The organism is Citrobacter sp. Cb031 (genome assembly GCF_030336725.1).
Classification (GTDB): domain Bacteria; phylum Pseudomonadota; class Gammaproteobacteria; order Enterobacterales; family Enterobacteriaceae; genus Citrobacter; species Citrobacter braakii.
This window is the reverse complement of sequence record NZ_JAOWDA010000035.1, coordinates 428,889-455,180: the sequence shown is the minus strand read 5'-3', so window position 1 is coordinate 455,180 and position 26,292 is coordinate 428,889. Positions and strand designations below refer to the sequence as shown.

The window sequence follows — 26,292 nt, the reverse complement described above, 5'->3', positions numbered from 1 at the left end:
TTCTTTAAGGTAAGGAGGTGATCCAACCGCAGGTTCCCCTACGGTTACCTTGTTACGACTTCACCCCAGTCATGAATCACAAAGTGGTAAGCGCCCTCCCGAAGGTTAAGCTACCTACTTCTTTTGCAACCCACTCCCATGGTGTGACGGGCGGTGTGTACAAGGCCCGGGAACGTATTCACCGTGGCATTCTGATCCACGATTACTAGCGATTCCGACTTCATGGAGTCGAGTTGCAGACTCCAATCCGGACTACGACATACTTTATGAGGTCCGCTTGCTCTCGCGAGGTCGCTTCTCTTTGTATATGCCATTGTAGCACGTGTGTAGCCCTACTCGTAAGGGCCATGATGACTTGACGTCATCCCCACCTTCCTCCAGTTTATCACTGGCAGTCTCCTTTGAGTTCCCGGCCGGACCGCTGGCAACAAAGGATAAGGGTTGCGCTCGTTGCGGGACTTAACCCAACATTTCACAACACGAGCTGACGACAGCCATGCAGCACCTGTCTCAGAGTTCCCGAAGGCACCAAAGCATCTCTGCTAAGTTCTCTGGATGTCAAGAGTAGGTAAGGTTCTTCGCGTTGCATCGAATTAAACCACATGCTCCACCGCTTGTGCGGGCCCCCGTCAATTCATTTGAGTTTTAACCTTGCGGCCGTACTCCCCAGGCGGTCGACTTAACGCGTTAGCTCCGGAAGCCACGCCTCAAGGGCACAACCTCCAAGTCGACATCGTTTACGGCGTGGACTACCAGGGTATCTAATCCTGTTTGCTCCCCACGCTTTCGCACCTGAGCGTCAGTCTTTGTCCAGGGGGCCGCCTTCGCCACCGGTATTCCTCCAGATCTCTACGCATTTCACCGCTACACCTGGAATTCTACCCCCCTCTACAAGACTCTAGCCTGCCAGTTTCGGATGCAGTTCCCAGGTTGAGCCCGGGGATTTCACATCCGACTTGACAGACCGCCTGCGTGCGCTTTACGCCCAGTAATTCCGATTAACGCTTGCACCCTCCGTATTACCGCGGCTGCTGGCACGGAGTTAGCCGGTGCTTCTTCTGCGAGTAACGTCAATTGCTGTGGTTATTAACCACAACACCTTCCTCCTCGCTGAAAGTACTTTACAACCCGAAGGCCTTCTTCATACACGCGGCATGGCTGCATCAGGCTTGCGCCCATTGTGCAATATTCCCCACTGCTGCCTCCCGTAGGAGTCTGGACCGTGTCTCAGTTCCAGTGTGGCTGGTCATCCTCTCAGACCAGCTAGGGATCGTCGCCTAGGTGAGCCGTTACCCCACCTACTAGCTAATCCCATCTGGGCACATCCGATGGCAAGAGGCCCGAAGGTCCCCCTCTTTGGTCTTGCGACGTTATGCGGTATTAGCTACCGTTTCCAGTAGTTATCCCCCTCCATCGGGCAGTTTCCCAGACATTACTCACCCGTCCGCCACTCGTCACCCAAGGAGCAAGCTCCTCTGTGCTACCGTTCGACTTGCATGTGTTAGGCCTGCCGCCAGCGTTCAATCTGAGCCATGATCAAACTCTTCAATTTAAGTTTGATGCTCGTGAATTAAACTTCGTAATGAATTACGTGTTCACTCAGAGACTTGGTATTCATTTTTCGTCTTGCGACGTTAAGAATCCGTATCTTCGAGTGCCCACACAGATTGTCTGATAAATTGTTAAAGAGCAGTGCCGCTTCGCTTTTTCTCAGCGGCGCGGGGTGTGCATATTACGCCATCCCGCTGCAGAGTCAAGCGTTTATTTTCGCTTTTCTCCGCTGACCCGGCGGTTTGTAATCCGTTGTTCCGTGTCAGTGGAGGCGCATTATAGGGAGTTATTTCAGGCTGACAAGTTAAAAATACAAAAAACTTATCAAGCGACTACTTTTCAACCATTACATTGATTTTTGCTTTGTTTTTAAACAAAAACGAGCCCCACAGGGCTCGTTTATTGTCGTTTTGTGACTTACTGCACTGCCACAATGCGATCGTCATTCACTTCCAGCCGAATCGTTTTGCCAGGAATCAGCTCACCAGACAGAATTTGCTGCGCCAGCGGGTTTTCGATCTGTTGCTGGATAGCACGTTTGAGTGGACGTGCGCCATACACCGGATCGTAACCATTCGCACTCAGCAGTTTAAGCGCCTCGTCAGAGATATGGATTTCATAGCCACGCTCTTCCAGACGTTTGTACAGACGTTGCAGTTGGATCTGTGCAATAGAAGCAATGTGCTGCTCACCCAACGGATGGAATACAACAACTTCATCTATACGGTTGATGAATTCCGGGCGGAAATTATGGCTCACGACGCCCAAGACCATATCCTTCATGTGGCCGTAATCCAGCTCACCGAAGCGTTCCTGAATCAGATCGGACCCCAGGTTCGAGGTCATGATGACAACCGTATTACGGAAGTCGACCGTTCTCCCCTGCCCGTCAGTCAGACGACCATCATCAAGCACCTGCAACAGAATATTGAACACATCCGGGTGCGCTTTCTCCACTTCATCCAGCAGGATGACAGAGTAAGGACGACGACGTACCGCTTCTGTCAGATATCCACCTTCCTCATAGCCGACATATCCCGGAGGCGCCCCGACCAGACGAGACACCGAGTGTTTCTCCATAAACTCGGACATATCGATACGCACCATGGCATCATCACTGTCGAACATAAAGTTTGCCAGCGCTTTGCACAGTTCAGTTTTACCGACACCGGTTGGGCCGAGGAACAAGAACGAACCAATCGGGCGATTCGGATCGGACAAGCCAGCACGGCTACGACGGATGGCGTTAGAAACGGCTTCCACCGCTTCGTTCTGGCCAATCACGCGGCTGTGCAACTGCTGCTCCATACGCAACAGTTTTTCCCGTTCGCCTTCCAGCATGCGAGCAACCGGGATCCCGGTCCAGCGCGCCAGCACTTCTGCAATTTCTGCATCCGTGACTTTATTACGCAGCAGACGCATGGTTTTGCCTTCAGACTGGGTGGCTGCTTCCAGCTGTTTTTCCAGTTCAGGAATTTTGCCGTACTGCAGTTCAGACATCCGCGCCAGGTCGCCGACACGACGCGCCTGTTCGATGGCGATTTTCGCCTGCTCCAGCTCAGCCTTGATAGTTTGCGTTCCCGAAAGGGATGCTTTTTCAGCTTTCCACTCTTCTTCTAATTCAGAATACTGGCGCTCTTTATCGTCCAGCTCTTCGTTGAGCATATCGAGACGTTTTTTACTCGCCTCATCAGACTCTTTCATTAATGCCTGCTGTTCCAGTTTGAGCTGGATAATACGGCGGTCGAGTCTGTCGAGTTCCTCCGGCTTGGAGTCAATCTGCATACGAATGCTGGATGCCGCCTCATCGATAAGGTCGATAGCTTTGTCCGGCAACTGACGATCGGCAATATAGCGGTGAGACAGCGTAGCTGCCGCAACAATCGCCGGGTCAGTGATCTGCACATGGTGGTGCAGCTCATAACGTTCTTTCAGGCCACGCAGAATCGCGATGGTGTCTTCTACTGAAGGTTCGGCTACAAATACTTTCTGGAAACGACGTTCCAGTGCCGCATCTTTTTCGATGTACTGGCGATATTCATCAAGCGTTGTTGCGCCTACACAGTGCAGTTCCCCGCGTGCCAGCGCAGGTTTCAGCATGTTCCCGGCGTCCATTGCGCCATCGGCTTTACCCGCCCCAACCATGGTATGCAGCTCATCAATAAACAGGATGACATTGCCTTCCTGTTTCGAGAGATCGTTCAGCACGCCTTTTAAGCGTTCTTCAAACTCACCACGATATTTGGCCCCAGCCACCAGCGCGCCCATATCCAGCGCCAGCACACGGCGACCTTTTAAGCCTTCCGGCACTTCACCATTGATAATTCGTTGGGCCAGCCCTTCAACGATGGCCGTTTTACCAACACCTGGTTCGCCGATTAACACCGGGTTATTTTTAGTACGACGCTGCAGTACCTGAATGGTACGGCGAATTTCTTCATCACGCCCGATAACCGGATCGAGTTTGCCCTGCTCGGCACGTTCGGTCAGGTCGACGGTATATTTTTTCAAGGCCTGACGTTGGTCTTCAGCCCCCTGGTCATTCACGCTTTCACCTCCACGCATTTGTTCAATTGCCTGAGTGATATTCGCGGTCGTCGCACCTGCTGATTTTAGTAAATCGGTCAGCGTACCGCGTGACTCAAGCGCCGCCAGTACGAACAGTTCTGACGAAATAAAGTTGTCCCCACGTTTTTGCGCCAGCTTGTCGCAAAGATTCAGTACACGCACCAGATCCTGAGAAGGCTGCACATCACCGCCGGTACCTTCTACCTGCGGCAACCGGCTCAACGCCTGGTCAATGGCTGTACGTAACTGGCCAGCATTAATGCCAGCAGACGTTAATAAAGGACGTACCGATCCCCCTTCCTGATTCAGCAAGGCGCTCATTAGATGAAGTGGTTCGATGAATTGATTGTCGTGCCCCAATGCGAGTGACTGGGCATCGGCAAGAGCAAGCTGGAATTTATTAGTAAGACGATCCAGACGCATAACTCCTCCCATAACAGGTCAAAATTGCTACTGGAGATTAAATGAGGTCATCCCTCAATTATTCAAGGTGAATGACCTGAATTATGTGAAAAGAAAATTACACGTACCGGATCGTCTTGATTCTTTAGGTTATATCAGCCAAATAAAACTTGCCATACGACCCGTGGTATTGTCGCGACGATAAGAGAAGAACGTCTCACTTTCGCTGAAGGTGCAACGGTCGCCACCGTAGATGTTCTCTACTCCGATATTTGCCAGACACTGACGCGCAAGCTGGTAAATATTCGCCAGATATTTATCACCATGCGGTACAAATGCGAGGTCCGCTTGCGGATCTTTCGCCATGAACGCTGCGCGAACTTCTGCTCCCACTTCAAACGCGTTCGGGCCAATCGCCGGGCCTAGCCAGGCAATAATGTTTTCAGGTTTGTCGGCAAAACACGCCACCGTCTCTTCCAGCACGCCTGCGCATAATCCGCGCCAACCCGCATGTGCCGCCGCGACTTCCGTTCCAGCGCGATTGCAAAACAGCACCGGCAGACAGTCGGCCGTCATCACTGCACACACGGTGCCAGGCGTATTGCTGTAAGAAGCATCCGCACGTTTGGAGGCATAAGGCTCGCCGGTCAGTTTCAGGACATCCTTACCGTGGACCTGCTCCAGCCAGACTGGCTTTGACGGCAGATTGCCCGCAGCAAACAGCCGCTTGCGGTTCTCTTCAACATGCTCCGGGTTGTCGCCGCAATGGGCGCCCAGATTCAGCGAATCATAAGGCGGCATGCTAACACCGCCAATACGGGTAGAACTACACGCCACAACACCTTGCGGTATCGGCCACTGCGGGACAATTAGCTTACTCATAGCCAGGCAATATCATCCTTATGTTCTTCGAAATCAGCGCGCATCACTTCAATCAATTGCACCATATCTTGTGGAATCGGTGCGTGCCATTCCATTTCGATACCTGAAATTGGGTGATATAAACGCAGCATAGTCGCGTGCAGCGCCTGACGATCGAACTTACGCAGCACGGAGATAAATTCGTCAGAAGCGCCTTTCGGTGGACGCGGACGACCGCCGTAGACCTGATCGCCCACCAGCGGATGGGTGATATGCGCCATGTGCACGCGGATCTGGTGCGTACGTCCGGTTTCCAGACGCAGCCGCAGACGCGTGTGCACACGGAAGTGTTCCATAATGCGATAGTGCGTCACCGCCGGTTTCCCCATCGGGTGTACCGCCATGTGCGTACGCTTAGTCGGGTGGCGGCTAATCGGTTCCTCAACGGTTCCGCCTGCCGTCATATGACCAATCGCCACGGCTTCGTACTCACGGGTAATTTCACGCAGCTGCAGCGACTCCACCAGACGCGTTTGCGCCGGAACGGTTTTTGCCACCACCATTAATCCGGTCGTGTCTTTATCCAGACGGTGCACGATACCAGCACGTGGAACATCCGCGATTGGCGGGTAGTAATGCAGTAATGCATTCAATACCGTGCCATCAGGATTACCGGCGCCCGGATGCACTACGAGGTCACGGGGTTTGTTGATGACAAGAATATCATCATCTTCATAAACGATATCCAGTGGGATATCCTGAGGTTCAAAACGAACCTCTTCATCAATTTCTGCAGTGATGGAGACGCGCTCTCCACCCAACACTTTTTCTTTCGGTTTATCGCAAAGATTGCCATTTACCAGTACGCGCTGGTCAAGGATCCATTCTTTTATGCGCGATCGCGAATAATCAGGGAACAATTCGGCCAAAGCCTGATCTAAGCGTTGACCGAGCTGATTTTCGGAGACTGTTGCGGTGAGTTCTACTCGTTGTGCCATAAACTGCTTCTTCGTTTAACGTTGGGTTTTACGGCTTTGCCGTTTAATATAGTGTGCTATTGTAGCTGGTCTTAACCGGGAGCAGGAACAGAGAATCTCCCGTAAAACATTTTGAGGAAAGTCAAAACGTCATGACGCGCATGAAATATCTGGTGGCAGCAGCCACGTTGAGCCTGTTTTTGGCGGGTTGCTCTGGTTCAAAGGAAGAGGTGCCCGATAATCCGCCAAATGAAATCTACGCGACTGCTCAGCAAAAGCTGCAGGACGGTAACTGGAAACAGGCAATAACGCAATTAGAAGCGTTGGATAACCGTTATCCATTTGGACCGTATTCTCAGCAGGTGCAATTAGATCTCATCTACGCCTACTACAAAAACGCCGATCTGCCACTTGCTCAGGCTGCCATCGATCGTTTTATTCGTCTTAACCCGACACACCCTAACATTGATTATGTCATGTATATGCGTGGCCTGACCAATATGGCGCTGGATGATAGCGCACTGCAAGGATTCTTTGGTGTTGATCGCAGCGATCGCGATCCGCAACATGCCCGAGCTGCGTTTAATGACTTTTCCAAACTGGTACGTGGCTATCCGAACAGCCAGTACACCACTGACGCCACCAAACGTCTGGTATTCCTGAAAGACCGTCTGGCGAAGTATGAATATTCCGTTGTGGAATACTACACTGCCCGCGGTGCATGGGTTGCCGTGGTAAACCGTGTGGAAGGCATGCTGCGCGACTTCCCGGATACCCAGGCAACACGCAATGCCCTGCCGTTAATGGAAAATGCTTATCGCCAGATGCAGATGAATGCGCAGGCAGAAAAAGTAGCGAAAATCATTGCCGCCAACAGCAGCAATACCTGATTTATCTCAGAATGCAAACGGCAGCCCAAAGGCTGCCGTTTTTTTATCCGTAAACGCCACAACTGAAGCGGTTTAGCTGCAACGCATCTCATCAAATATGGCCTGCTTTCAGGTATTCCTCAAGTAAAAAATCGCTTGTTCCTGCGGTGCCTCACAAAAAGGTTTTCTTGACAAAAAGCGACAAAAAAATGTGATTAACATCACACATTTTGACATTAGGAACGGTATGCTGGAATCACCAAGACGGGAAAGACAAGAGGTAAAATTTATGACAATGAACATTACCAGTAAACAAATGGAAATTACTCCGGCAATTCGCCAGCATGTCGCAGACCGTCTCGCCAAACTCGAAAAATGGCAAACTCATCTGATTAATCCACATATCATTCTGTCTAAGGAGCCGCAGGGTTTCATTGCTGATGCCACCATCAATACACCGAACGGACATCTGGTCGCCAGCGCAAAACACGAGGATATGTACACCGCAATTAACGATTTGATCAACAAGCTGGAACGGCAGCTCAATAAAGTGCAGCACAAAGGCGAAGCCCGTCGTGCAACAACTTCAGTCAAAGACGCCAACTTCGTCGAAGCAGAAGAAGAGTAGTCCCTTACATTGAGTGTATCGCCAACGCGCCTCCGGGCGCGTTTTTTGTTGACAGGGTGAAAACAGTACGGGTACTTTACTGACGTAGCCAAAGGAAAATTACATGAAACTTGTCCCGTTCTTCTTCGCATTCTTTTTTACCTTCCCCTGAATGGGAGGCGTTTCGTCGTGTGATAAAGAATGCGAAGACGAACAATAAGGCCTCCCACAACGGGGGGCCTTTTTTATTGATAACAAGAAAGGCAACACTATGACATCGGAAAACCCATTGCTGGCGCTGCGCGATAAGATCAGCACGCTGGATGAAAAATTACTGGCCCTGCTGGCTGAGCGACGTGGACTGGCCGTAGAAGTTGGCAAAGCTAAGCTCCTTTCACATCGTCCAGTTCGTGATATCGACCGTGAGCGCGATCTGTTGGACCGACTGATTCAGCTTGGCAAAGCACATCATCTTGATGCTCACTACATCACTCGCCTGTTCCAGCTCATAATCGAAGACTCCGTCCTGACTCAGCAGGCACTGCTCCAGCAGCATCTGAACAAAATTAACCCGCACTCAGCACGCGTTGCTTTCCTTGGGCCAAAAGGGTCATATTCTCATCTTGCCGCACGCCAGTATGCTGCCCGCCATTTTGAACAATTTATAGAAAGCGGCTGCGCGAAATTTGCCGATATCTTTAATCAGGTCGAAACCGGACAAGCTGACTACGCAGTGGTTCCGATTGAAAACACCAGTTCCGGTGGGATTAACGACGTTTACGACCTGCTACAGCACACCAGCCTGTCTATCGTTGGCGAGATGACTATCACGATTGACCACTGCCTACTGGTGTCCGGCACGACAGATCTCGAGACCATTGAAACGGTATATAGCCATCCGCAGCCATTCCAGCAGTGCAGCAAATTCCTGAGTCGTTACCCGCACTGGAAGATTGAGTACACCGAAAGCACCTCGGCGGCGATGGAAAAAGTTGCGCAGGCTAACTCACCGCGCGTGGCGGCTCTGGGGAGCGAAGCCGGAGGCGTACTATACGGTTTGCAGGTTCTCGAGCATATCGAAGCTAATCAGACGCAAAACATCACCCGCTTCGTGGTACTGGCGCGCAAGGCAATCAATGTTTCCGATCAGGTGCCAGCAAAAACCACGTTGCTGATGGCGACAGGACAACAAGCCGGTGCGCTGGTAGAAGCGCTGCTGGTACTGCGCAACCATAATCTGATTATGACTAAACTGGAGTCACGCCCGATTCACGGCAATCCCTGGGAGGAAATGTTTTATCTTGATATCCAGGCCAACCTGGAATCACCCCAGATGCAAAAAGCATTGAAGGAGTTAGGTGAGATTACGCGCTCGATGAAAGTACTTGGCTGCTATCCAAGTGAGAATGTGGTGCCGGTCGATCCAAGCTAACGTTTGACAATGCCGGATGGCGCTACGCTTATCCGGCATTCTATTTAGCCGATCCTTGTATGACTGATACAACGCATCAGCGTTGCCATCCAGCATCGTATTTATTGGCGACTATCGTTAGCCTGACGCAACAAAGTACGGCTTTCGTTCTGGAAGCGTTTCGCATAATCACCAAACCAGTGCTCCACCTTACGGAAGCTGTCGATGAACGCTTGCTTATCGCCCTGCTCCAGTAAACCGATCGCCTCACCAAAACGTTGGTAGTAGCGTTTGATCAGCGCAAGGTTACTCTCAGACGACATAATGATATCGGCATAGAGCTGCGGATCCTGGGCAAACAGACGTCCGACCATCGCCAGTTCAAGGCGATAAATTGGCGAAGAGAGTGCCAGTAACTGCTCCAGTTGAACATTCTCTTCCGCTAAATGCAGACCGTAAGCAAAGGTCGCAAAGTGACGCAATGCCTGAATAAATGCCATGTTCTGGTCGTGTTCAACAGCACTGATCCGATGCAGTCGCGCGCCCCATACCTGAATCTGTTCCAGAAACCACTGATAAGCTTCCGGCTGGCGTCCGTCACACCAGACGACGACCTGCTTTGCCAGACTGCCGCTGTCCGGGCCAAACATGGGGTGTAATCCCACCACCGGGCCGTCGTGCGCCGCCAGCATCGCCTGCAAAGGATCATTTTTCACCGAAGCCAGATCCACCAGGATGCAGTCGGACGGCAGACGCGGTAATTTGGCGATTACCTGCTCAGTGACGTGGATCGGCACGCTGACGATCACCATGCCAGCATCAGAGACGATCTCCGGCGCACGATCCCAGTCCTGCTGTTCCAGGATCCGTACCTGATAACCTGACAGGGTGAGCATTTTTTCGAACAGACGTCCCATCTGACCGCCGCCGCCGACAATCACCACCGGTCGCAGAGAAGGACAAAGCGTTTTAAATCCTTTGTCGTTCTCACTGGAGTAAGACTCGCGCATAACCCGGCGCAGCACATCTTCAATCAGGTCCGGCGGCACGCCAAGGGCTTCCGCTTCCGCCCGGCGGGAGGCCAGCATAGAGGCTTCCCGTTCCGGCACGTAGATAGGCAGCCCAAAGCGGCTTTTTACTTCACCGACTTCGGCCACCAGCTCCAGGCGACGTGCCAGTAAACCCAGCAGCGCCTTGTCGACTTCATCAATTTGATCGCGTAATGCGGTCAATTCAGCAACCATAACCAACCTCTTATGCTACACGCGCCGACAGCTGGCCGTTTAAATCCTGGCTAATTTCACGCAGTAGCGCATCCGTCATTTCCCAGCTAATGCAGGCATCAGTTACAGACACGCCGTATTTCATTTCGCTACGCGGCTGTTCAGAAGACTGGTTGCCTTCGTGAATATTACTTTCAATCATCAAGCCAATGATCGAGCGATTGCCATCTTTGATTTGTGCAATCACGGATTCAGCCACGGCAGGCTGGCGGCGGTAATCTTTATTGGAGTTACCATGACTGCAATCTACCATCAGAGAAGGTCGTAGTCCCGCCTGCTCCATCTCTTTTTCGCACTGGGCGACATCTGCCGGGCTGTAGTTCGGCGCTTTACCACCGCGCAGGATCACGTGACCGTCCGGGTTACCCTGAGTTTGCAGCAGTGCAACCTGTCCAGCCTGGTTAATACCAACAAAGCGGTGCGACTGTGCCGCCGCGCGCATCGCGTTAATGGCGGTCGCCAGGCTACCGTCAGTACCGTTCTTAAAGCCGACCGGCATCGAAAGACCGGAAGCCATTTCGCGGTGAGTCTGCGATTCCGTGGTACGCGCACCGATTGCAGACCAGCTAAACAGATCGCCAAGGTATTGCGGGCTATTGGGATCCAGCGCTTCAGTTGCCAGCGGTAGTCCCATATTCACCAGTTCAAGCAGCAGCTGACGCGCAATTTTCAGGCCGGCTTCAACATCAAAAGAGCCATCCATATGAGGATCGTTAATTAACCCTTTCCAGCCGACGGTGGTACGGGGTTTTTCAAAATAGACGCGCATCACCAGGTAGAGGCTATCGCTGACCTCTGCGGCAAGGGCTTTAAACCGACGAGCGTACTCAATAGCCATTTCAGGATCGTGAATGGAACACGGGCCACATACCACCAGCAGGCGCGGATCGCGACCAGAGATAATATCTGAAATGGTTTTACGCGACTGGGAGATTTGCGCTTCTTGCGCCTGGCTCAGCGGGAATTCAGCTTTCAGTTGCTCCGGAGTCATCAGAACCTGTTCGTCGGTAATATGTACGTTGTTCAGCGCGTCTTTTTGCATGGTGGTGATCCTGTTTAGCTCGTTTGCGATAGTTGATCCTCAGCGAGGAGGTGATAACGATAACACAACAGGTAAAGATTTCAATCCACAAACCGTAAATTTTAATTTACAACAAACACTTTAATGACAGAATACGCCCTCCATTTCGTACATTAAAATTTACACCATCCGGTATTAAGATCCACTATGCTTAAAAAAACGAGGGAGTACAGGCAATGAAGCAACTCATCAGCACCCTATTTCTATTACTTCTTAGCGGGTGTCAGATAGATCCTTATACCCACGCCCCCACATGGACGGGAACCGCCTGGTACGACGCCGGAATACAAGATGCCATTTCGGGGTATGCCGTTAAAGATAATGAAACTCTTGCCGACAACTACAATGACCCCGAAGTCGATCGTACGGAATATCTTAAGGGTTATGCCGAGGGACAACGTAAAATCTGCCAGCCGGATTTTGTTTACGCCAGAGGTTTGACCGGGAAAACCTTTCCCCCAAGTTGTGATACGGTCGAAAATATTGACCAGTTACACAGTGCCTGGCAAAAAGGAGCAAACGAAGGTGCCACCTCAATAAGATTAAATTAAACAATAGCTTATATTTTATAAATTACTAAGATTTAACTTAAATCACTAATAGCTTTCCACCTGGCATAATGACGGCTTAGGAAAATAATGTTATTTTGTCCTAAATAATCTTGAATGTATTTCGACGTTTTACGGCAAACGCTGGTAGGTAACTATTCATGAGCTATTCTTACCGACTCATACTTCTACTGGCACTGCTCCTGACCGGATTACCGCTGTACGCCCAAAGCGTTACGGAAGAAGCAAAATCTGTACGCGCTATGGTTTCCGGCATCGTCAGTTATACGCGCTGGCCTGCACTGTCCGGGCCCCCCAAACTGTGTATTTTCTCTTCATCGCGTTTTTCCAGTGTCCTGGGAGATACCAGTGCCGGAGCATTACCCTATCTTCCCGTCATCATTCGTACGGAACAAGAAATATTAGTTTCGCAGTGTGACGGTTTTTATTTTGGAAAAGAATCCCCTACTTATCAGGTGGAATTAAAGAATAAATATCCGTCTAAGGCATTGCTATTAATTGCCGAACAGAACCCCGAATGCGTTATTGGCAGCGCCTTTTGCCTCATAATTAAAGATGAAGATGTGAGATTTTCCGTAAATATGGATTCCCTTTCACGCAGTGGCGTAAGGGTCAGTCCGGACGTATTAATGCTTGCACGGAATCAGAAGCATGGATAAGGGCCATTCTCCCATAACACGCCCGACGTTTAAGCGGACATTACGGCGTATCAGCATAATCAGCGTTCTGGTAACTATGACGCTGATCTGGCTGCTGCTCAGCATTTCTTCGGTGCTGGCATTGAGACAGTATGCGCAAAAGAACCTGGATCTGACCGCTGCAACCATGACCCGCACGCTTGAAGCAGCATTAGTTTTTTCTGATGGCGTCGCAGCAACTGAAACGCTGGCAGCACTAGGCCAGCAGGGGCAATTTTCCGTTGCAGAAGTTCGTAATAAAAACCAGAAGGTGATCGCCACCTGGCGCTATAACGCGCAGGATACCACTGAAAAAATCAGCGGACTTATCAGCCACTGGCTGTTCCCACAACCGGTCACTCAACCTATTTTGCATAATGGCAACGTCATCGGCGAAGTGCGATTGACTGCGCGCGATAGTGTTATCAGCCATTTCATCTATTTATCGCTGGCTGTCCTTACCGGGTGCATTCTGTTGGCCTCTGGCATTGCATTAATGCTCACTCGTTATTTACATAATGGCGTCGTGGAAGCCCTGCAAAATATAACCGAGGTGGTACATGATGTTCGTACCAACCGTAACTTTTCACGGCGCGTTTCAGAAGAGCGCATTGAAGAGTTTCACCTTTTTGCCCAGGATTTTAATAGTCTGCTGGACGAGATGGAGGAGTGGCAACTTAAACTGCAGGCAAAGAACGCCCAGCTTTTGCGTACGGCGCTACACGATCCGCTGACCGGCCTGGCGAATCGCGCCGCATTTCGCAGCAGCATTAACGCCCTGATGAATGACCATGCCGCCCACAGCAGCTCCGCACTGTTATTCCTTGATGGTGATAATTTTAAATTTATTAATGATACCTGGGGCCACGCAGCGGGGGATCGGGTCCTGATTGAAGTTGCAAACAGGCTGTCCGAGTTTGGTGGTAATCGACATCACCCCTACAGACTTGGCGGCGATGAGTTCGCTATGGTGCTGTACAGCGTTCACTCTGAATACGAAGTTCAGCGGATATGTGCGGCACTGTCACACGAGTTTAACCGACCTTTTGACCTGCATAACGGTCATCAGGCAAGCATGACTCTCAGCATTGGTTTTGCGCTGACGTGGGAACATGCCTCTGCCGAGAAATTACAAGAACTTGCCGATAAAAATATGTATCAGGCCAAAAATTTGCGTTCTGAACGCATTATTAAAAAATAAGGACTTACACATGCTAAAACGTCTATCATCCCCTTTCCTTCTGCTTTTACTGATTTTGGCAGGCTGTCAGGCACCTCAGGGAAAATTTACCCCGGAGCAAATTGCAGCCATGAAATCGTACGGATTTACCGAAGCTTCCGGAGACTGGTCTCTTGGTCTGTCTGACAACATCCTGTTTGACAAAAACGACTATAAGCTCCGCCCTGAAAGTGAAAAGCAGATCCAGGAAATGGCATCCAAACTGGCAGCTACCGGGCTAAACCATGCGCGTATGGATGGTCATACCGATAACTACGGCGAAGACAGCTACAACGAAGCGCTGTCGCTCAAACGCGCGAATGTGGTTGCCGATGCGTGGGCACAGGGCGCCAACATTCCCCGCACTAATCTGACAACGCAGGGACTCGGGAAAAAATACCCGATCGCCAGTAATCAGACGTCAAAAGGTCGTGCTGAAAACCGCCGGGTTGCAGTCGTGATCGCTACGCCGTAAAAGTCTTCAACTGGCTGCGCGCCGCGCAGTCATCCAATTGCAATAAAACAAAAGAGTAAGGTCGGAATAAAAAAAGGGCCAGCCTTTCGGCCAGCCCTTTTCTAACAGGATGTCGCTTGCGCGAATCTTAGTTAAGACGCTCTTTGATACGAGCAGACTTACCAGTGCGCTCACGCAGGTAGTACAGTTTAGCTTTACGAACAGCACCACGACGTTTAACAGCAATGCTGTCAACTACCGGAGAGTGAGTCTGGAAGACACGCTCAACGCCTTCGCCGTTGGAAATTTTACGAACAGTGAATGCAGAGTGCAGACCGCGGTTACGAATAGCGATAACCACGCCCTCGAATGCCTGCAGACGTTTTTTGGAACCTTCAACAACCCATACTTTCACTTCCACGGTATCACCCGGACGGAAGGAAGGTACGTCCTGCTTCATCTGCTCTTGTTCAAGTTGCTTAATAATGTTGCTCATAATTTAATCTCTTATCCTGGGTAAACTGATATTTGGGGGTCTCAGACCAGCCCATCATGTTTATGCTGCTGTTGTGCGTGTTCCGTTTTGAACTCCGCCAGCAACCTTGCTTGCTCTTCAGTCAGAGCCAGGTTTTCCAGAAGTTCAGGTCTTCTAAGCCAGGTCCGGCCCAGCGACTGTTTTAAACGCCAGCGACGTATCTCAGCGTGGTTCCCCGACAGTAACACTGCCGGTACTTCCATCTGTTCTAACACTTCAGGTCGGGTATAGTGCGGGCAATCCAGCAACCCGTCAGCAAACGAATCTTCGATTGCCGAAGCTTCATGACCCAGAACTCCCGGAATAAACCGAGAAACGGAGTCGATCAGCGTCATTGCCGGTAACTCACCACCGCTGAGAACGTAATCGCCGATTGACCATTCTTCGTCAATTTCGGTTTGAATCACGCGCTCATCTATTCCTTCATAGCGACCACACACCAGAATCAGCTTTTGATTCGTGGCCAGTTCGCTAACGCCCGCTTGATCAAGCTTGCGTCCCTGAGGTGACAGATAAATCACCTTTGCGCCTTCACCAGCCGCAGCTTTTGCTGCATGAATGGCGTCCCGTAAAGGTTGCACCATCATTAGCATCCCCGGTCCGCCGCCGTAAGGACGATCGTCCACGGTACGGTGCCGGTCATGAGTAAAGTCACGAGGACTCCAGCTCTGGATGTTCAGCAGGCCATTTTTTACTGCCCGGCCAGTTACCCCGTAATCGGTAATTGCGCGGAACATTTCTGGAAACAGGCTAACGATACCTATAAACACAAGCCAATCCCCATAACGCCGACTTTTACCGTTTATCCGGTGGTTTAAAAACCAGGATCCCAATCTACTTCGATAGTACGAGTAGCGAGATCGACTTTCTTGATAACCTGCCCATCGAGGAACGGTACAAGACGTTCCTTGATACCAAACGCATCTTTCAGGTTTGCCTTAATGACAATGACGTCATTCGAACCGGTTTCCATCATATCGACGACTTTACCGAGATCGTAACCTTCAGTGGTCACTACCTGGCAGCCCATAAGGTCTTTCCAGTAGTAGGAACCATCTTCCAGCGCTGGCAACTGCGAGGAATCCACGACAATTTCGCAATTAGTCAGTAGATTCGCCGAATCACGATCGTCAACGCCTTTCAGCTTGATGATCAGATCCTGATTGTGGTGCTTCCAGCTTTCCAGCTGTACTTGCTGCCACTGACCCGCCTTCTGGATAAACCAGGGCTGATAGTCAAAAATGCTTTCGGCGTCTTCAGTGGAAGAAAACACTCTGAGCCAACCACGGATACCGTAAGAAGACCCCATTTTCCCCAAAACGATGGGTTCCACAGGAGCCTGCGCGGCGAGTTGCTTGCTCATCATGACCACCGTGACAGATTAAGCTGCTTTGTTTGCTGCTTTGATCAGCGTAGCTACGCGATCAGAAATAGTCGCGCCCTGGCCAACCCAGTGAGCGATGCGATCCAGATCCAGGCGAGTGCCTTCTTCTTTTTCGCTAGCGATTGGGTTAAAGAAGCCAACGCGCTCGATGAAGCGACCGTTGCGTGCATTACGGCTGTCGGTAACAACAACCTGGTAGAACGGACGCTTTTTAGCGCCGTGACGAGCTAAACGAATAGTAACCATAACATCCTCTTGTGTGAATAAAACACCCAGGCCCCATCGAGGAACGGAGCCCGGGTGTCATATTAAAAGCCCGAAAATTTTACTGATTTCTGGGAAAAAAGCAATCAACATGTGATGAGGCTTTATACTTGGGCATTACCATTGCAGCCAGTTTGGCGTCGGTGTGTGCGCAGAAAGCGGAACGTACATGCAGTACGTGAGCATTTCGAGCCCACCCCGGCGTCAAAAAGGCAAATTAGGTAGCCCGATATATTTATCTACCAGGGAAGCCTGGCGGCATCATACCCTTCATGCCACGCATCATCTTCGCCATACCGCCTTTCTTCATTTTCTTCATCATGCGCTGCATGTCGTCGAACTGTTTCAGAAGGCGGTTTACGTCCTGTACCTGCATACCGCAGCCGGCAGCAATACGGCGTTTACGGGAACCTTTGATGATTTCCGGCTTAGCGCGTTCTTTCATCGTCATCGAGTTGATGATGGCTTCCATACGCACCAGCACTTTATCGTCCATCTGCGATTTCACGTTGTCTGGGATCTGCCCCATGCCCGGCAGCTTGCCCATCAGGCTTGCCATGCCGCCCATGTTTTTCATCTGGTTGAGCTGCTCAAGGAAATCGTTGAGATCGAAGCCGTCGCCTTTTTTCAGCTTGCTGGCTAATTTCTCTGCCTGCGCGCGGTCAACCTTGCTTTCGATATCTTCGATCAGCGACAGCACGTCACCCATGCCGAGAATACGCGAAGCAATACGATCCGGGTGGAACGGCTCCAGCGCTTCGGTTTTCTCGCCGACGCCGAGGAATTTAATCGGCTTGCCGGTGATATGACGAATAGAGAGCGCCGCACCACCACGAGCATCACCATCAACTTTGGTCAGCACGACACCGGTTAACGGCAGCGCTTCGTTGAAGGCTTTTGCGGTATTCGCGGCATCCTGACCGGTCATGGCATCGACCACAAACAGCGTTTCAACCGGCTTAATAGAAGCGTGGACCTGTTTGATTTCGTCCATCATCGCTTCATCAACGTGCAGGCGACCGGCGGTATCCACCAGCAGCACGTCGTAGAATTTGAGTTTGGCTTCTTTCAGCGCGGCGTTAACGATATCGACCGGCTTCTGGCCGACATCCGACGGGAAGAAGTCCACACCGACCTGCTCGGCCAGCGTTTCCAGCTGTTTTATCGCCGCCGGGCGATAAACGTCCGCGGAGACCACCAGCACTTTCTTCTTGTGCTTCTCACGCAGGAATTTCCCCAGCTTACCGACGCTGGTCGTTTTACCCGCCCCCTGCAGACCAGCCATCAGCACAACGGCTGGCGGCTGTGCAGCCAGATTCAGGGTCTGGTTTTCTTCGCCCATTGCCGCAACCAGTTCGTTACGGACAATCTTGACGAACTCCTGACCCGGCGTCAGGCTTTTGTTAACTTCATGACCAACCGCTTTCTCTTTTACGCGATTGATAAACTCACGCACTACCGGCAGCGCTACGTCAGCCTCCAGCAGCGCCATGCGCACTTCGCGCAGCGTCTCTTTAACGTTGTCTTCAGTAAGGCGTCCACGGCCACTGATATTGCGCAGCGTGCGCGACAAACGATCGGTTAAATTATCAAACATTGTCTCTCGCCTGGGGTGGAAACGGTCGGTCGCGACAGCGACACATCAACAGAAATTTGTCGCAGTATAACATGAAGCCGCCTTTGTTGTTATGCAACGGTTGGAGCAGCGGTCACGTAACGCTATACTGCTTTTCTTTATCACTGGCCAACTGTCGACACCTATATGCCCGTTTTTGCTCTGCTCGCCCTTGTCGCCTACTCAGTCAGCCTTGCGCTGATTATTCCCGCTCTGCTGCAAAAAAACAGCGGCTGGCGGCGTATGGCTATTCTCTCTGCGGTCGTCGCGCTGGTAAGTCATGCTATCGCCCTGGAAGCGCGAATTCTGCCCGGCGGTGAAAGCGGACAAAACCTGAGTCTGTTGAACGTCGGCTCGCTGGTTAGCCTGATGATCTGTACGGTAATGACTATTGTCGCTTCCCGCAATCGTGGCTGGCTATTGCTGCCCATTGTCTACGCCTTTGCGCTAATCAACCTGGCCTTCGCCACGTTTATGCCGAACGAGTTCATCACCCATCTCGAAGCTACGCCGGGCATGATGATTCACATCGGGCTATCGCTATTCGCTTACGCCACGCTGATTATCGCCGCACTCTATGCGCTGCAACTGGCATGGATCGACTACCAGTTGAAAAACAAAAAACTGGCCTTCAGCAATGAGATGCCGCCGCTAATGAGTATTGAGCGGAAAATGTTTCATATCACCCAAATTGGCGTGGTTCTGCTGACGCTCACCCTGTGCACAGGCCTGTTTTACATGCATAACCTGTTCAGTACCGAGAACATTGATAAAGCCGTTCTCTCTATCGTGGCATGGTTTGTCTATATCGTTCTGTTGTGGGGGCATTACCATGAAGGCTGGCGCGGACGTCGCGTCGTATGGTTTAACGTCGCAGGCGCAGGCATTCTAACGCTGGCCTATTTCGGCAGTCGTATCCTGCAGCAGTTCGTGAGTTAAATCTTTAAGGAACCCTACGTGGAACACATCTCCACCACCACGCTCATTGTCACACTTCTCATCATGGTGGTCATTTCCGCCTATTTTTCCGGTTCTGAAACCGGAATGATGACCCTGAATCGCTATCGTCTACGTCATCGGGCCAAGCAGGGGAATCGTCAGGCAAAACGCGTTGAAAAGCTACTTCGTAAGCCGGACCGCCTGATAAGCCTGGTGCTCATCGGTAATAATCTGGTGAATATTCTGGCCTCCGCGCTCGGCACCATTGTCGGTATGCGCCTGTATGGCGATGCGGGTGTCGCCATTGCCACTGGGGTACTGACGTTTGTCGTGCTGGTTTTTGCCGAAGTACTGCCCAAGACTATTGCTGCGCTGTATCCAGAAAAAGTCGCCTATCCGAGCAGTGTACTGCTGGCTCCACTGCAGATTCTGATGATGCCGTTGGTGTGGCTACTCAACACCATCACGCGGCTACTTATGCGCATGATGGGCATCAAAACGGATATCGTGGTGAGCGGTTCGCTGAGTAAAGATGAACTGCGAACGCTGGTGAATGAATCGCGCTCGCAAATTTCACGCCGTAACCAGGATATGCTGCTGTCAGTGCTGGATCTGGAAAAAGTCAGCGTCGATGACATCATGATCCCGCGTAACGAAATCATCGGCATTGATATTAACGATGACTGGAAGTCAATCGTGCGTCAGCTTTCGCACTCTCCACACGGCCGTATTGTGCTGTACCGCGACTCGCTGGACGACGCCATCAGTATGCTGCGCGTACGTGAAGCCTGGCGATTGATGGCAGAGAAAAAAGAGTTCACCAAAGAGACCATGTTACGTGCCGCCGACGAAATTTATTACGTCCCGGAAGGTACGCCTCTCAGCACCCAGCTCATTAAGTTTCAGCGAAACAAGAAGAAAGTGGGTCTGGTTGTTAATGAATATGGCGATATTCAGGGGCTGGTCACGGTCGAAGATATTCTGGAAGAGATTGTCGGCGACTTCACCACTTCAATGTCACCCACGCTTGCCGAAGAGGTAACGCCGCAGAATGATGGCTCGGTGATCATTGACGGCAGCGCCAACGTTCGTGAAATCAATAAGGCGTTTAACTGGCACCTGCCGGAAGATGACGCACGTACCGTGAATGGTATTATTCTTGAAGCGCTGGAAGAGATCCCGGTTGCCGGCACGCGTGTGCGCATTGGACAGTACGATATCGATATTCTCGACGTGCAGGACAATATGATTAAACAGGTGCAGGTATTGCCGGTCAAACCGCTACGGGAAAGCGTGTCGGACCAGTGAGAGTAATTCAGGCCGGGTAGCGCGTGAGCATTACCCGGCCTGAAGGCTGATTAGCCTTTGGCTTTCGCCACAGAGACCATCGCGGCGCGGATGGTACGTCCGTTCAGCGTATAGCCTTTCTGCATTACCATCAGCACATTACCGGCAGCAACGTCGTCAGACTCTACCATTGCAATTGCCTGGTGCACGTTCGGGTCCATCGGCACATCGATATCCGCAACCACCTGTACACCAAACTTCGCCACGACATCCAGCATTGACTTACGGGTCAGCTCAATACCTTCAACCATCGCCGCCATAGCGTCATTATCTTTATCCGCAACTTCCAGCGCGCGGTCCAGGCTATCCAGCACCGGCAGCAGTTCGTTGACGAATTTTTCCAGCGCAAACTTATGCGCTTTTTCTACGTCCAGTTCGGTACGACGACGCAGGTTTTCCATTTCCGCTTTGATACGCAACACACTGTCGCGCTCGCGAGTTTCGGCCTCAGCAAGCTGAGCTTCCAGATTCGCAATTTTTTCATCGCGCGGATCCACCTGCTCAGCAGAAGCGTCTGATTCAACCGCCTCAACTTCTTCGTGCTGATCCATGATAATTTCTTCCGGGGCTTGCCCCTCAGGCGTTTTCTGTTCTTTACTACTCATGAATTTCTCCGCGTTTTTTTCGCATTCATCTCGCTAACTTGGCTTATTATGGGGATCAGATTCAGGGATTCAAGGGAAGTACTCACATTGTCACTAATCTTCGTTACAAGGACCTCGAGAAAATGAACAAACATTTCAAGTGTATTGGCATTGTGGGGCATCCACGTCACCCCACTGCACTGACCACACATGAAATGCTCTACCGTTGGCTGTGCACCAAAGGTTATGAGGTTATCGTTGAGCAACAAATCGCCCACGAACTGCAGCTGAAAAATGTGAAAACCGGCACGCTCGCAGAAATTGGCCAACAGGCAGACCTCGCCGTGGTAGTCGGCGGCGACGGCAATATGCTGGGCGCCGCACGCACCCTGGCACGTTATGACATCAAGGTTATTGGCATTAACCGCGGCAACCTCGGTTTTTTGACCGACCTTGACCCAGACAATGCCCAACAACAGTTAGCTGACGTGCTGGAAGGCCACTACATCAGCGAAAAGCGCTTTTTACTCGAAGCTCAGGTGTGTCAACAGGATTGCCAGAAGCGCATTAGCACTGCCATCAATGAAGTTGTGCTGCACCCCGGGAAAGTGGCGCACATGATTGAATTTGAAGTCTATATCGATGAAATTTTTGCCTTCTCCCAACGTTCAGATGGGCTGATTATCTCCACGCCGACCGGCTCTACCGCCTACTCGCTCTCTGCCGGAGGCCCAATTCTGACGCCTTCTCTGGATGCCATTACGCTGGTACCCATGTTTCCGCATACGCTTTCCGCGCGACCGCTGGTGATCAACAGTAGCAGCACCATTCGCCTGCGCTTTTCCCATCGCCGTAACGATCTGGAGATCAGCTGTGACAGCCAAATCGCCCTACCTATACAGGAAGGTGAAGACGTATTGATTCGCCGCTGTGATTATCATCTGAACCTGATACATCCAAAAGATTACAGCTATTTCAACACATTAAGCACTAAGCTTGGTTGGTCAAAAAAATTATTCTAATTTAACGCCAACCTCTTTACTGTATAAAAAACCAGTTTATACTGTATGGAATCACAGTTATGGTTTTTCATACAGGAAAACAGCTATGTTGGCACAACTGACCATCAGCAATTTTGCTATCGTTCGTGAACTTGAGATCGATTTCCAGAACGGAATGACCGTTATCACCGGTGAGACCGGTGCGGGTAAATCCATTGCCATTGATGCTCTCGGTTTGTGTCTGGGCGGACGCGCAGACGCAGACATGGTGCGTGCAGGCGCCATGCGAGCCGACCTCTGCGCCCGTTTTGCCTTAAAAGATACCCCCGCAGCCCTGCGCTGGCTGGAAGAGAACCAGCTTGAGGAAGGCCGTGAGTGTTTGCTGCGTCGCGTTATCAGCAGCGATGGCCGCTCCCGTGGATTTATTAACGGAACCGCCGTTCCGTTATCGCAGTTGCGCGAGCTGGGCCAGTTACTTATTCAAATCCATGGCCAGCATGCGCATCAGCTCCTGACAAAATCAGAACACCAAAAATCCCTGCTTGATGGTTACGCCAATGAAGCGTCTCTGACCCAGGAAATGGCTGCGCGCTACCAACTATGGCACCAAAGTTGCCGTGACCTGGCGCATCATCAGCAACAAAGCCTGGAACGCGCAGCCCGGGCGGAATTGTTGCAATACCAGTTAAAGGAACTGAACGAATTCAATCCGCAGCCGGGTGAGTTTGAGCAAATTGATGAAGAGTACAAGCGCCTGGCTAACAGTGGGCAATTACTCACCACCAGCCAACAGGCGCTGGCTATCCTGGCAGATGGTGAAGACATCAATCTGCAAAGCCAACTGTACACCGCAAAACACCTGGTCACTGAACTGGCAGGCATGGACGGCAAACTTTCAGGTATTCTGGATATGCTGGAAGAGGCCACCATCCAGCTCAGCGAAGCCAGCGACGAGCTGCGCCACTATTGCGATCGTCTGGATTTAGACCCTAACCGCTTGTTCGAACTCGAACAGCGTATCTCCAGGCAAATCTCGTTGGCGCGTAAACATCATGTTGCCCCTGAAGTGCTGCCACAGTTCTATCAGTCGTTGCTGGATGAACAACAGCAACTGGACGATCAGGCCGACTCGCTCGAAACCTTAACCCTGGCAGTGAACAATCACCACCTGCAGGCGCTGGAAACGGCAAAAATGCTGCACCAACAGCGTCAGCATTATGCGCAGGAACTGGGACAACTTATTACAGAGAGCATGCATGCTCTCTCGATGCCGCACGGTGTCTTTTGCATTGATGTGAAATTTGAGGAGCACCATCTGAGCGCAGACGGTGCCGACCGCGTGGAGTTTAAAGTGACCACTAACCCAGGTCAGCCGTTACAGCCAATTGCGAAAGTCGCTTCCGGCGGGGAACTGTCACGTATTGCGCTGGCTATTCAGGTCATTACAGCACGTAAGATGGAAACGCCTGCGCTAATTTTCGATGAGGTGGATGTTGGTATCAGCGGCCCGACGGCTGCGGTAGTGGGTAAAATGTTGCGACAGTTGGGCGAGTCAACGCAGGTAATGTGTGTGACTCACCTGCCGCAGGTTGCGGGCTGTGGTCATCAACATTTCTATGTCAGCAAAGAAACAGATGGCGCGATGACGGAAACACACATGCAGCCGCTTGATAAACGCGCTCGCCTGCAGGAATTAGCCCGTCTACTTGGCGGTAGCGAAGTGACGCGCAATACCCTCGCAAATGCAAAAGAACTGCTGGCGGCATAAACTTTTTTACCTTGTGAAGGTCTGAGTTCAACATAAAATCGCCGACCGACCCGACAGCAAAAGGTTTTAAAGTGGTGAAAGGTCTATTATCATCGGCATATTACATATGAGCCGCGTACTGCTCGGGCCCGAAAAGGAATCAAATCACTATGCGCTGTAAAACGCTGACTGCTGCTGCAGCAGTACTACTGATGTTGACTGCAGGCTGTTCCACTCTGGAGCGAGTGGTTTACCGCCCTGACATCAACCAGGGAAATTATCTGACACCTACCGATGTCGCTAAAGTGCGCACGGGTATGACGCAACAGCAGGTTGCTTATGCTCTGGGTACACCAATGATGTCCGATCCTTTTGGCACTAACACCTGGTTTTATGTGTTCCGTCAGCAACCTGGACATGAAGGCGTAACCCAGCAAACGCTGACGCTGACCTTTAACAGCAGCGGCGTATTGACCAACATTGATAACAAACCCGCTTTGACCGATAACAAGTAGGTTTGAGAGATCAAAAAAAGGTGCTCAATGAGCACCTTTTTTATTGTCTGTTACTTTTTAGCGGATTTCTCTGCTCGCTGTCTGCGCAGCTCTTTTGGGTCAGCAATCAGTGGCCGGTAAATTTCCACCCGATCGCCGTCATGCAGAACATCAGCAAGCTTTACCGGACGGCTGTAGATACCCACTTTATTTTTACTGAGATCGATATCGGTACGTAATTCCAGCAGCCCGGAAGCGCGGATAGCCTCTTCCACCGTTGCGCCCTGCTGCAGCGTTACGCGCTGTAAATACTGTTTCTCGGGTAGCGCGTACGCCACTTCAACGACAATTTTAGCCGACGCTGACACTGTAAACCTCTTTCGCGCGAACCGTGAAGGCCTGCACCATATTTGAAGCCAGTTCTTTAAAGATACGGCCAAACGCCAGCTCGACTAACTTATTGGTGAACTCAAAATCGAGGTGAAATTCAATACGACACGCTTCATGACTCAGTGGCGTAAACTTCCAGCCGCCAATCAGCTTCTTGAACGGCCCATCGACCAGATGCATCAGAATGCTCTGATTACTGGTCAGTTGATTGCGCGTGGTGAACGTTTTACTGATCCCTGCTTTCGAGACATCCACAGCGGCCGTCATTTGTCCCGGAGTCGACTCCAGTACGCGGCTACCGGTGCAACCCGGCAAAAACTGAGGATAGGACTTAACATCATTCACTAGCTGATACATCTGTTCCGCACTGTAGGGTACTAAAGCGGTCCGGCTAATCTGAGGCATAACAATTCCCATCAATATCAATCACACAAATAATACCATTTATCACCCGCTAAAAAAAACGCTATAGCCTAACTCGTGCTAAGATAGCGCCTTGCGCCCCGCTGGATGAAATGGGGTGTTTTTCGATTCCAGATTACCTATACTGAGCGGCATTATGACGAAGAAAAAAGCACACAAACCTGGCTCAGCCACAATCGCGCTAAACAAGCGCGCACGACACGAATACTTTATTGAAGAAGAGTTCGAAGCAGGACTCGCCCTGCAAGGTTGGGAAGTCAAATCCCTGCGCGCGGGTAAAGCCAACATCGGCGACAGCTATGTCATACTCAAAGACGGCGAAGCGTTCCTGTTTGGCGCCAACTTCACGCCAATGGCGGTGGCCTCAACACACGTGGTATGCGACCCCACCCGAACCCGTAAACTGTTGTTAAACCAGCGTGAACTCGACTCCCTGTATGGTCGTATGAATCGTGATGGTTATACCGTCGTTGCGCTTTCGTTGTACTGGAAGAATGCCTGGTGCAAAGTGAAAATTGGCGTTGCGAAAGGTAAGAAACAGCACGACAAGCGCTCTGATGTGAAAGAACGCGAATGGCAGTTAGATAAAGCGCGTATCATGAAAAATGCTGGCCGCTAAATGCTACTCCCCTGTGACCAGTCTCTCCTCATGAGACTGGTTCTTATTTTTTAGTTATCGAAACCCACACAATACATTCACCGAGTTTATAGTTTATTTATGCTGAATCGTTCAGATATGAAATAAACCCCCTGCCATTACCGTTGCGGTCTATAGTCCAATAATATAAAAGTTCAAGACCATAGCATTCATATTTCCATTTATTTAATAACACTATTATTACTATTGTTTATTATATTGACATTCATTTCAATAAAAACAAAATCATTTAAATACAATTAGTTGCCATGAAAACAACCGTTAAAAGCAAACTGGAAAGTATCCTTTTCAAATGACTAATTACTTTTTTAATATGGATAAGTTGCAGAATACTTTCTTTCTGACTATATCATCTAATACGAAAGAACTATTCAGCCGAAAG

At 50.8% G+C, this 26,292-nt stretch carries 27 protein-coding genes, 1 rRNA gene and 1 other annotated feature; of the genes, 14 read left to right on the top strand and 14 right to left on the bottom strand.

What is annotated here, in order from left to right:
• Nucleotides 1-10: 10 nt before the first annotated feature.
• The 4 genes from OGV93_RS23825 to rluD form a co-directional block, all read right to left on the bottom strand.
• Nucleotides 11-1,552 (bottom strand): 16S ribosomal RNA (locus tag OGV93_RS23825).
• 416 nt (nt 1,553-1,968) lie between these two features.
• Nucleotides 1,969-4,542: an ATP-dependent chaperone ClpB gene (gene clpB, locus OGV93_RS23820; RefSeq protein WP_016154061.1), complete on the bottom strand. Its 2,574-nt coding sequence runs from the start codon at nt 4,540-4,542 to the stop codon at nt 1,969-1,971.
• Between the two features lie 129 nt (nt 4,543-4,671).
• The gene (gene yfiH, locus OGV93_RS23815; RefSeq protein WP_049040321.1) at nt 4,672-5,403 is read right to left on the bottom strand and encodes a purine nucleoside phosphorylase YfiH; all 732 of its coding nucleotides are present in this window, start codon (nt 5,401-5,403) and stop codon (nt 4,672-4,674) included.
• Nucleotides 5,400-6,380 (bottom strand): 23S rRNA pseudouridine(1911/1915/1917) synthase RluD, encoded by a 981-nt coding sequence (gene rluD, locus OGV93_RS23810; protein WP_016154063.1) that lies wholly within the window; start codon nt 6,378-6,380, stop codon nt 5,400-5,402. The genes yfiH and rluD overlap by 4 nt, the downstream gene beginning before the upstream one ends.
• A 131-nt stretch (nt 6,381-6,511) precedes the next feature.
• Between rluD and bamD the strand changes: the two genes are divergently transcribed.
• From bamD to pheA, 4 genes are all read left to right on the top strand, one after another.
• Entirely contained in the window at nt 6,512-7,249 is a 738-nt protein-coding gene (bamD, locus tag OGV93_RS23805; RefSeq protein ID WP_016154064.1) for an outer membrane protein assembly factor BamD, read from the top strand.
• A 268-nt stretch (nt 7,250-7,517) separates the two neighbouring features.
• Nucleotides 7,518-7,856 (top strand): ribosome-associated translation inhibitor RaiA, encoded by a 339-nt coding sequence (gene raiA / locus OGV93_RS23800; protein ID WP_003031244.1) that lies wholly within the window; start codon nt 7,518-7,520, stop codon nt 7,854-7,856.
• Nucleotides 7,857-7,958: 102 nt separating this feature from the next.
• Nucleotides 7,959-8,084 (top strand) — a sequence feature (Phe leader region).
• A complete protein-coding gene (gene pheL, locus OGV93_RS23795; protein ID WP_100250063.1) occupies nt 7,960-8,007 on the top strand; it encodes a pheA operon leader peptide PheL in 48 nt (15 codons plus the stop codon). Its footprint overlaps the feature before it by 48 nt.
• Nucleotides 8,085-8,106: 22 nt before the next feature.
• On the top strand, nt 8,107-9,267 hold the full coding sequence (gene pheA / locus OGV93_RS23790; protein ID WP_016154065.1) for a bifunctional chorismate mutase/prephenate dehydratase: 1,161 nt from the start codon (nt 8,107-8,109) through the stop codon (nt 9,265-9,267).
• A gap of 101 nt (nt 9,268-9,368) precedes the next feature.
• Here pheA and tyrA read toward each other — a convergent pair whose 3' ends face one another.
• Both tyrA and aroF read right to left on the bottom strand, forming a co-directional pair.
• Nucleotides 9,369-10,490, bottom strand: coding sequence for a bifunctional chorismate mutase/prephenate dehydrogenase (gene tyrA / locus OGV93_RS23785; protein WP_287110262.1), 1,122 nt, complete (start codon nt 10,488-10,490; stop codon nt 9,369-9,371).
• Between the two features lie 10 nt (nt 10,491-10,500).
• On the bottom strand, nt 10,501-11,571 hold the full coding sequence (gene aroF / locus OGV93_RS23780; protein ID WP_016154067.1) for a 3-deoxy-7-phosphoheptulonate synthase AroF: 1,071 nt from the start codon (nt 11,569-11,571) through the stop codon (nt 10,501-10,503).
• Between the two features lie 215 nt (nt 11,572-11,786).
• Here aroF and OGV93_RS23775 point away from each other — a divergent pair, with 215 nt between their 5' ends.
• The 4 genes from OGV93_RS23775 (at nt 11,787) to OGV93_RS23760 (ending at nt 14,550) form a co-directional block, all read left to right on the top strand.
• Nucleotides 11,787-12,161 (top strand): DUF2799 domain-containing protein, encoded by a 375-nt coding sequence (locus OGV93_RS23775; protein ID WP_016157184.1) that lies wholly within the window; start codon nt 11,787-11,789, stop codon nt 12,159-12,161.
• 158 nt (nt 12,162-12,319) lie between these two features.
• Nucleotides 12,320-12,838 carry a regulatory sequestration protein YfiR gene (gene yfiR / locus OGV93_RS23770; protein ID WP_016157185.1) on the top strand — a complete coding sequence of 173 codons (519 nt, stop codon included), beginning with the start codon at nt 12,320-12,322 and terminating at the stop codon, nt 12,836-12,838.
• The gene (gene dgcN / locus OGV93_RS23765; RefSeq protein WP_047414892.1) at nt 12,831-14,057 is read left to right on the top strand and encodes a diguanylate cyclase DgcN/YfiN; all 1,227 of its coding nucleotides are present in this window, start codon (nt 12,831-12,833) and stop codon (nt 14,055-14,057) included. The genes yfiR and dgcN overlap by 8 nt, the downstream gene beginning before the upstream one ends.
• Before the next feature lie 10 nt (nt 14,058-14,067).
• A complete protein-coding gene (locus tag OGV93_RS23760) occupies nt 14,068-14,550 on the top strand; it encodes an OmpA family protein (protein ID WP_016154071.1) in 483 nt (160 codons plus the stop codon).
• A 127-nt stretch (nt 14,551-14,677) separates the two neighbouring features.
• Here OGV93_RS23760 and rplS read toward each other — a convergent pair whose 3' ends face one another.
• From rplS to ffh, 5 genes are all read right to left on the bottom strand, one after another.
• Nucleotides 14,678-15,025, bottom strand: a complete 348-nt coding sequence (gene rplS / locus OGV93_RS23755) for a 50S ribosomal protein L19 (RefSeq protein WP_002914145.1) — start codon at nt 15,023-15,025, stop codon at nt 14,678-14,680.
• A gap of 41 nt (nt 15,026-15,066) precedes the next feature.
• Entirely contained in the window at nt 15,067-15,834 is a 768-nt protein-coding gene (gene trmD, locus OGV93_RS23750; protein WP_016157187.1) for a tRNA (guanosine(37)-N1)-methyltransferase TrmD, read from the bottom strand.
• A 44-nt stretch (nt 15,835-15,878) separates the two neighbouring features.
• Nucleotides 15,879-16,427 carry a ribosome maturation factor RimM gene (gene rimM / locus OGV93_RS23745; protein ID WP_003031230.1) on the bottom strand — a complete coding sequence of 183 codons (549 nt, stop codon included), beginning with the start codon at nt 16,425-16,427 and terminating at the stop codon, nt 15,879-15,881.
• An 18-nt stretch (nt 16,428-16,445) separates the two neighbouring features.
• Complete coding sequence (gene rpsP / locus OGV93_RS23740) at nt 16,446-16,694, bottom strand: 30S ribosomal protein S16 (protein WP_003031228.1); 249 nt, start codon at nt 16,692-16,694, stop codon at nt 16,446-16,448.
• A gap of 253 nt (nt 16,695-16,947) precedes the next feature.
• The gene (ffh, locus tag OGV93_RS23735; protein WP_003031226.1) at nt 16,948-18,309 is read right to left on the bottom strand and encodes a signal recognition particle protein; all 1,362 of its coding nucleotides are present in this window, start codon (nt 18,307-18,309) and stop codon (nt 16,948-16,950) included.
• A 165-nt stretch (nt 18,310-18,474) separates the two neighbouring features.
• Here ffh and OGV93_RS23730 point away from each other — a divergent pair, with 165 nt between their 5' ends.
• Nucleotides 18,475-19,266, top strand: a complete 792-nt coding sequence (locus tag OGV93_RS23730; RefSeq protein ID WP_003031224.1) for a cytochrome C assembly family protein — start codon at nt 18,475-18,477, stop codon at nt 19,264-19,266.
• A gap of 18 nt (nt 19,267-19,284) precedes the next feature.
• The gene (locus OGV93_RS23725) at nt 19,285-20,574 is read left to right on the top strand and encodes an HlyC/CorC family transporter (protein ID WP_008324538.1); all 1,290 of its coding nucleotides are present in this window, start codon (nt 19,285-19,287) and stop codon (nt 20,572-20,574) included.
• A gap of 50 nt (nt 20,575-20,624) precedes the next feature.
• Here OGV93_RS23725 and grpE read toward each other — a convergent pair whose 3' ends face one another.
• A complete protein-coding gene (gene grpE, locus OGV93_RS23720) occupies nt 20,625-21,218 on the bottom strand; it encodes a nucleotide exchange factor GrpE (RefSeq protein WP_003031221.1) in 594 nt (197 codons plus the stop codon).
• 122 nt (nt 21,219-21,340) lie between these two features.
• On the opposite strand from grpE, the gene nadK reads away from it, so the two are divergent.
• The 3 genes from nadK (at nt 21,341) to bamE (ending at nt 24,460) form a co-directional block, all read left to right on the top strand.
• Nucleotides 21,341-22,219 (top strand): NAD(+) kinase, encoded by an 879-nt coding sequence (nadK, locus tag OGV93_RS23715; protein ID WP_016154073.1) that lies wholly within the window; start codon nt 21,341-21,343, stop codon nt 22,217-22,219.
• A gap of 85 nt (nt 22,220-22,304) precedes the next feature.
• On the top strand, nt 22,305-23,966 hold the full coding sequence (recN, locus tag OGV93_RS23710) for a DNA repair protein RecN (RefSeq protein WP_019077416.1): 1,662 nt from the start codon (nt 22,305-22,307) through the stop codon (nt 23,964-23,966).
• Nucleotides 23,967-24,115: 149 nt separating this feature from the next.
• Complete coding sequence (gene bamE, locus OGV93_RS23705) at nt 24,116-24,460, top strand: outer membrane protein assembly factor BamE (RefSeq protein ID WP_003826401.1); 345 nt, start codon at nt 24,116-24,118, stop codon at nt 24,458-24,460.
• Nucleotides 24,461-24,510: 50 nt separating this feature from the next.
• Here bamE and OGV93_RS23700 read toward each other — a convergent pair whose 3' ends face one another.
• Together OGV93_RS23700 and ratA are read right to left on the bottom strand one after the other, a co-directional pair.
• A complete protein-coding gene (locus OGV93_RS23700; RefSeq protein ID WP_003839823.1) occupies nt 24,511-24,807 on the bottom strand; it encodes an RnfH family protein in 297 nt (98 codons plus the stop codon).
• Nucleotides 24,791-25,234, bottom strand: coding sequence for a type II toxin-antitoxin system toxin RatA (ratA, locus tag OGV93_RS23695; RefSeq protein ID WP_196406178.1), 444 nt, complete (start codon nt 25,232-25,234; stop codon nt 24,791-24,793). Before ratA ends, OGV93_RS23700 begins: the two co-directional genes overlap by 17 nt.
• A gap of 154 nt (nt 25,235-25,388) precedes the next feature.
• Here ratA and smpB point away from each other — a divergent pair, with 154 nt between their 5' ends.
• Nucleotides 25,389-25,871 (top strand): SsrA-binding protein SmpB, encoded by a 483-nt coding sequence (smpB, locus tag OGV93_RS23690; protein WP_003031211.1) that lies wholly within the window; start codon nt 25,389-25,391, stop codon nt 25,869-25,871.
• Nucleotides 25,872-26,292 lie beyond the last annotated feature (421 nt).

Excerpts from the sequence above, each read along its gene's own strand:
- clpB (WP_016154061.1), bottom strand. The coding sequence starts at position 4,542 with ATGCGTCTGGATCGTCTTACTAATAAATTCCAGCTTGCTCTTGCCGAT.
- yfiH (WP_049040321.1), bottom strand. The coding sequence starts at position 5,403 with ATGAGTAAGCTAATTGTCCCGCAGTGGCCGATACCGCAAGGTGTTGTG.
- rluD (WP_016154063.1), bottom strand. The coding sequence starts at position 6,380 with ATGGCACAACGAGTAGAACTCACCGCAACAGTCTCCGAAAATCAGCTC.
- bamD (WP_016154064.1), top strand. The coding sequence starts at position 6,512 with ATGACGCGCATGAAATATCTGGTGGCAGCAGCCACGTTGAGCCTGTTT.
- raiA (WP_003031244.1), top strand. The coding sequence starts at position 7,518 with ATGACAATGAACATTACCAGTAAACAAATGGAAATTACTCCGGCAATT.
- pheA (WP_016154065.1), top strand. The coding sequence starts at position 8,107 with ATGACATCGGAAAACCCATTGCTGGCGCTGCGCGATAAGATCAGCACG.
- tyrA (WP_287110262.1), bottom strand. The coding sequence starts at position 10,490 with ATGGTTGCTGAATTGACCGCATTACGCGATCAAATTGATGAAGTCGAC.
- aroF (WP_016154067.1), bottom strand. The coding sequence starts at position 11,571 with ATGCAAAAAGACGCGCTGAACAACGTACATATTACCGACGAACAGGTT.
- OGV93_RS23775 (WP_016157184.1), top strand. The coding sequence starts at position 11,787 with ATGAAGCAACTCATCAGCACCCTATTTCTATTACTTCTTAGCGGGTGT.
- yfiR (WP_016157185.1), top strand. The coding sequence starts at position 12,320 with ATGAGCTATTCTTACCGACTCATACTTCTACTGGCACTGCTCCTGACC.
- dgcN (WP_047414892.1), top strand. The coding sequence starts at position 12,831 with ATGGATAAGGGCCATTCTCCCATAACACGCCCGACGTTTAAGCGGACA.
- OGV93_RS23760 (WP_016154071.1), top strand. The coding sequence starts at position 14,068 with ATGCTAAAACGTCTATCATCCCCTTTCCTTCTGCTTTTACTGATTTTG.
- rplS (WP_002914145.1), bottom strand. The coding sequence starts at position 15,025 with ATGAGCAACATTATTAAGCAACTTGAACAAGAGCAGATGAAGCAGGAC.
- rimM (WP_003031230.1), bottom strand. The coding sequence starts at position 16,427 with ATGAGCAAGCAACTCGCCGCGCAGGCTCCTGTGGAACCCATCGTTTTG.
- rpsP (WP_003031228.1), bottom strand. The coding sequence starts at position 16,694 with ATGGTTACTATTCGTTTAGCTCGTCACGGCGCTAAAAAGCGTCCGTTC.
- ffh (WP_003031226.1), bottom strand. The coding sequence starts at position 18,309 with ATGTTTGATAATTTAACCGATCGTTTGTCGCGCACGCTGCGCAATATC.
- OGV93_RS23730 (WP_003031224.1), top strand. The coding sequence starts at position 18,475 with ATGCCCGTTTTTGCTCTGCTCGCCCTTGTCGCCTACTCAGTCAGCCTT.
- grpE (WP_003031221.1), bottom strand. The coding sequence starts at position 21,218 with ATGAGTAGTAAAGAACAGAAAACGCCTGAGGGGCAAGCCCCGGAAGAA.
- nadK (WP_016154073.1), top strand. The coding sequence starts at position 21,341 with ATGAACAAACATTTCAAGTGTATTGGCATTGTGGGGCATCCACGTCAC.
- recN (WP_019077416.1), top strand. The coding sequence starts at position 22,305 with ATGTTGGCACAACTGACCATCAGCAATTTTGCTATCGTTCGTGAACTT.
- bamE (WP_003826401.1), top strand. The coding sequence starts at position 24,116 with ATGCGCTGTAAAACGCTGACTGCTGCTGCAGCAGTACTACTGATGTTG.
- ratA (WP_196406178.1), bottom strand. The coding sequence starts at position 25,234 with ATGCCTCAGATTAGCCGGACCGCTTTAGTACCCTACAGTGCGGAACAG.
- smpB (WP_003031211.1), top strand. The coding sequence starts at position 25,389 with ATGACGAAGAAAAAAGCACACAAACCTGGCTCAGCCACAATCGCGCTA.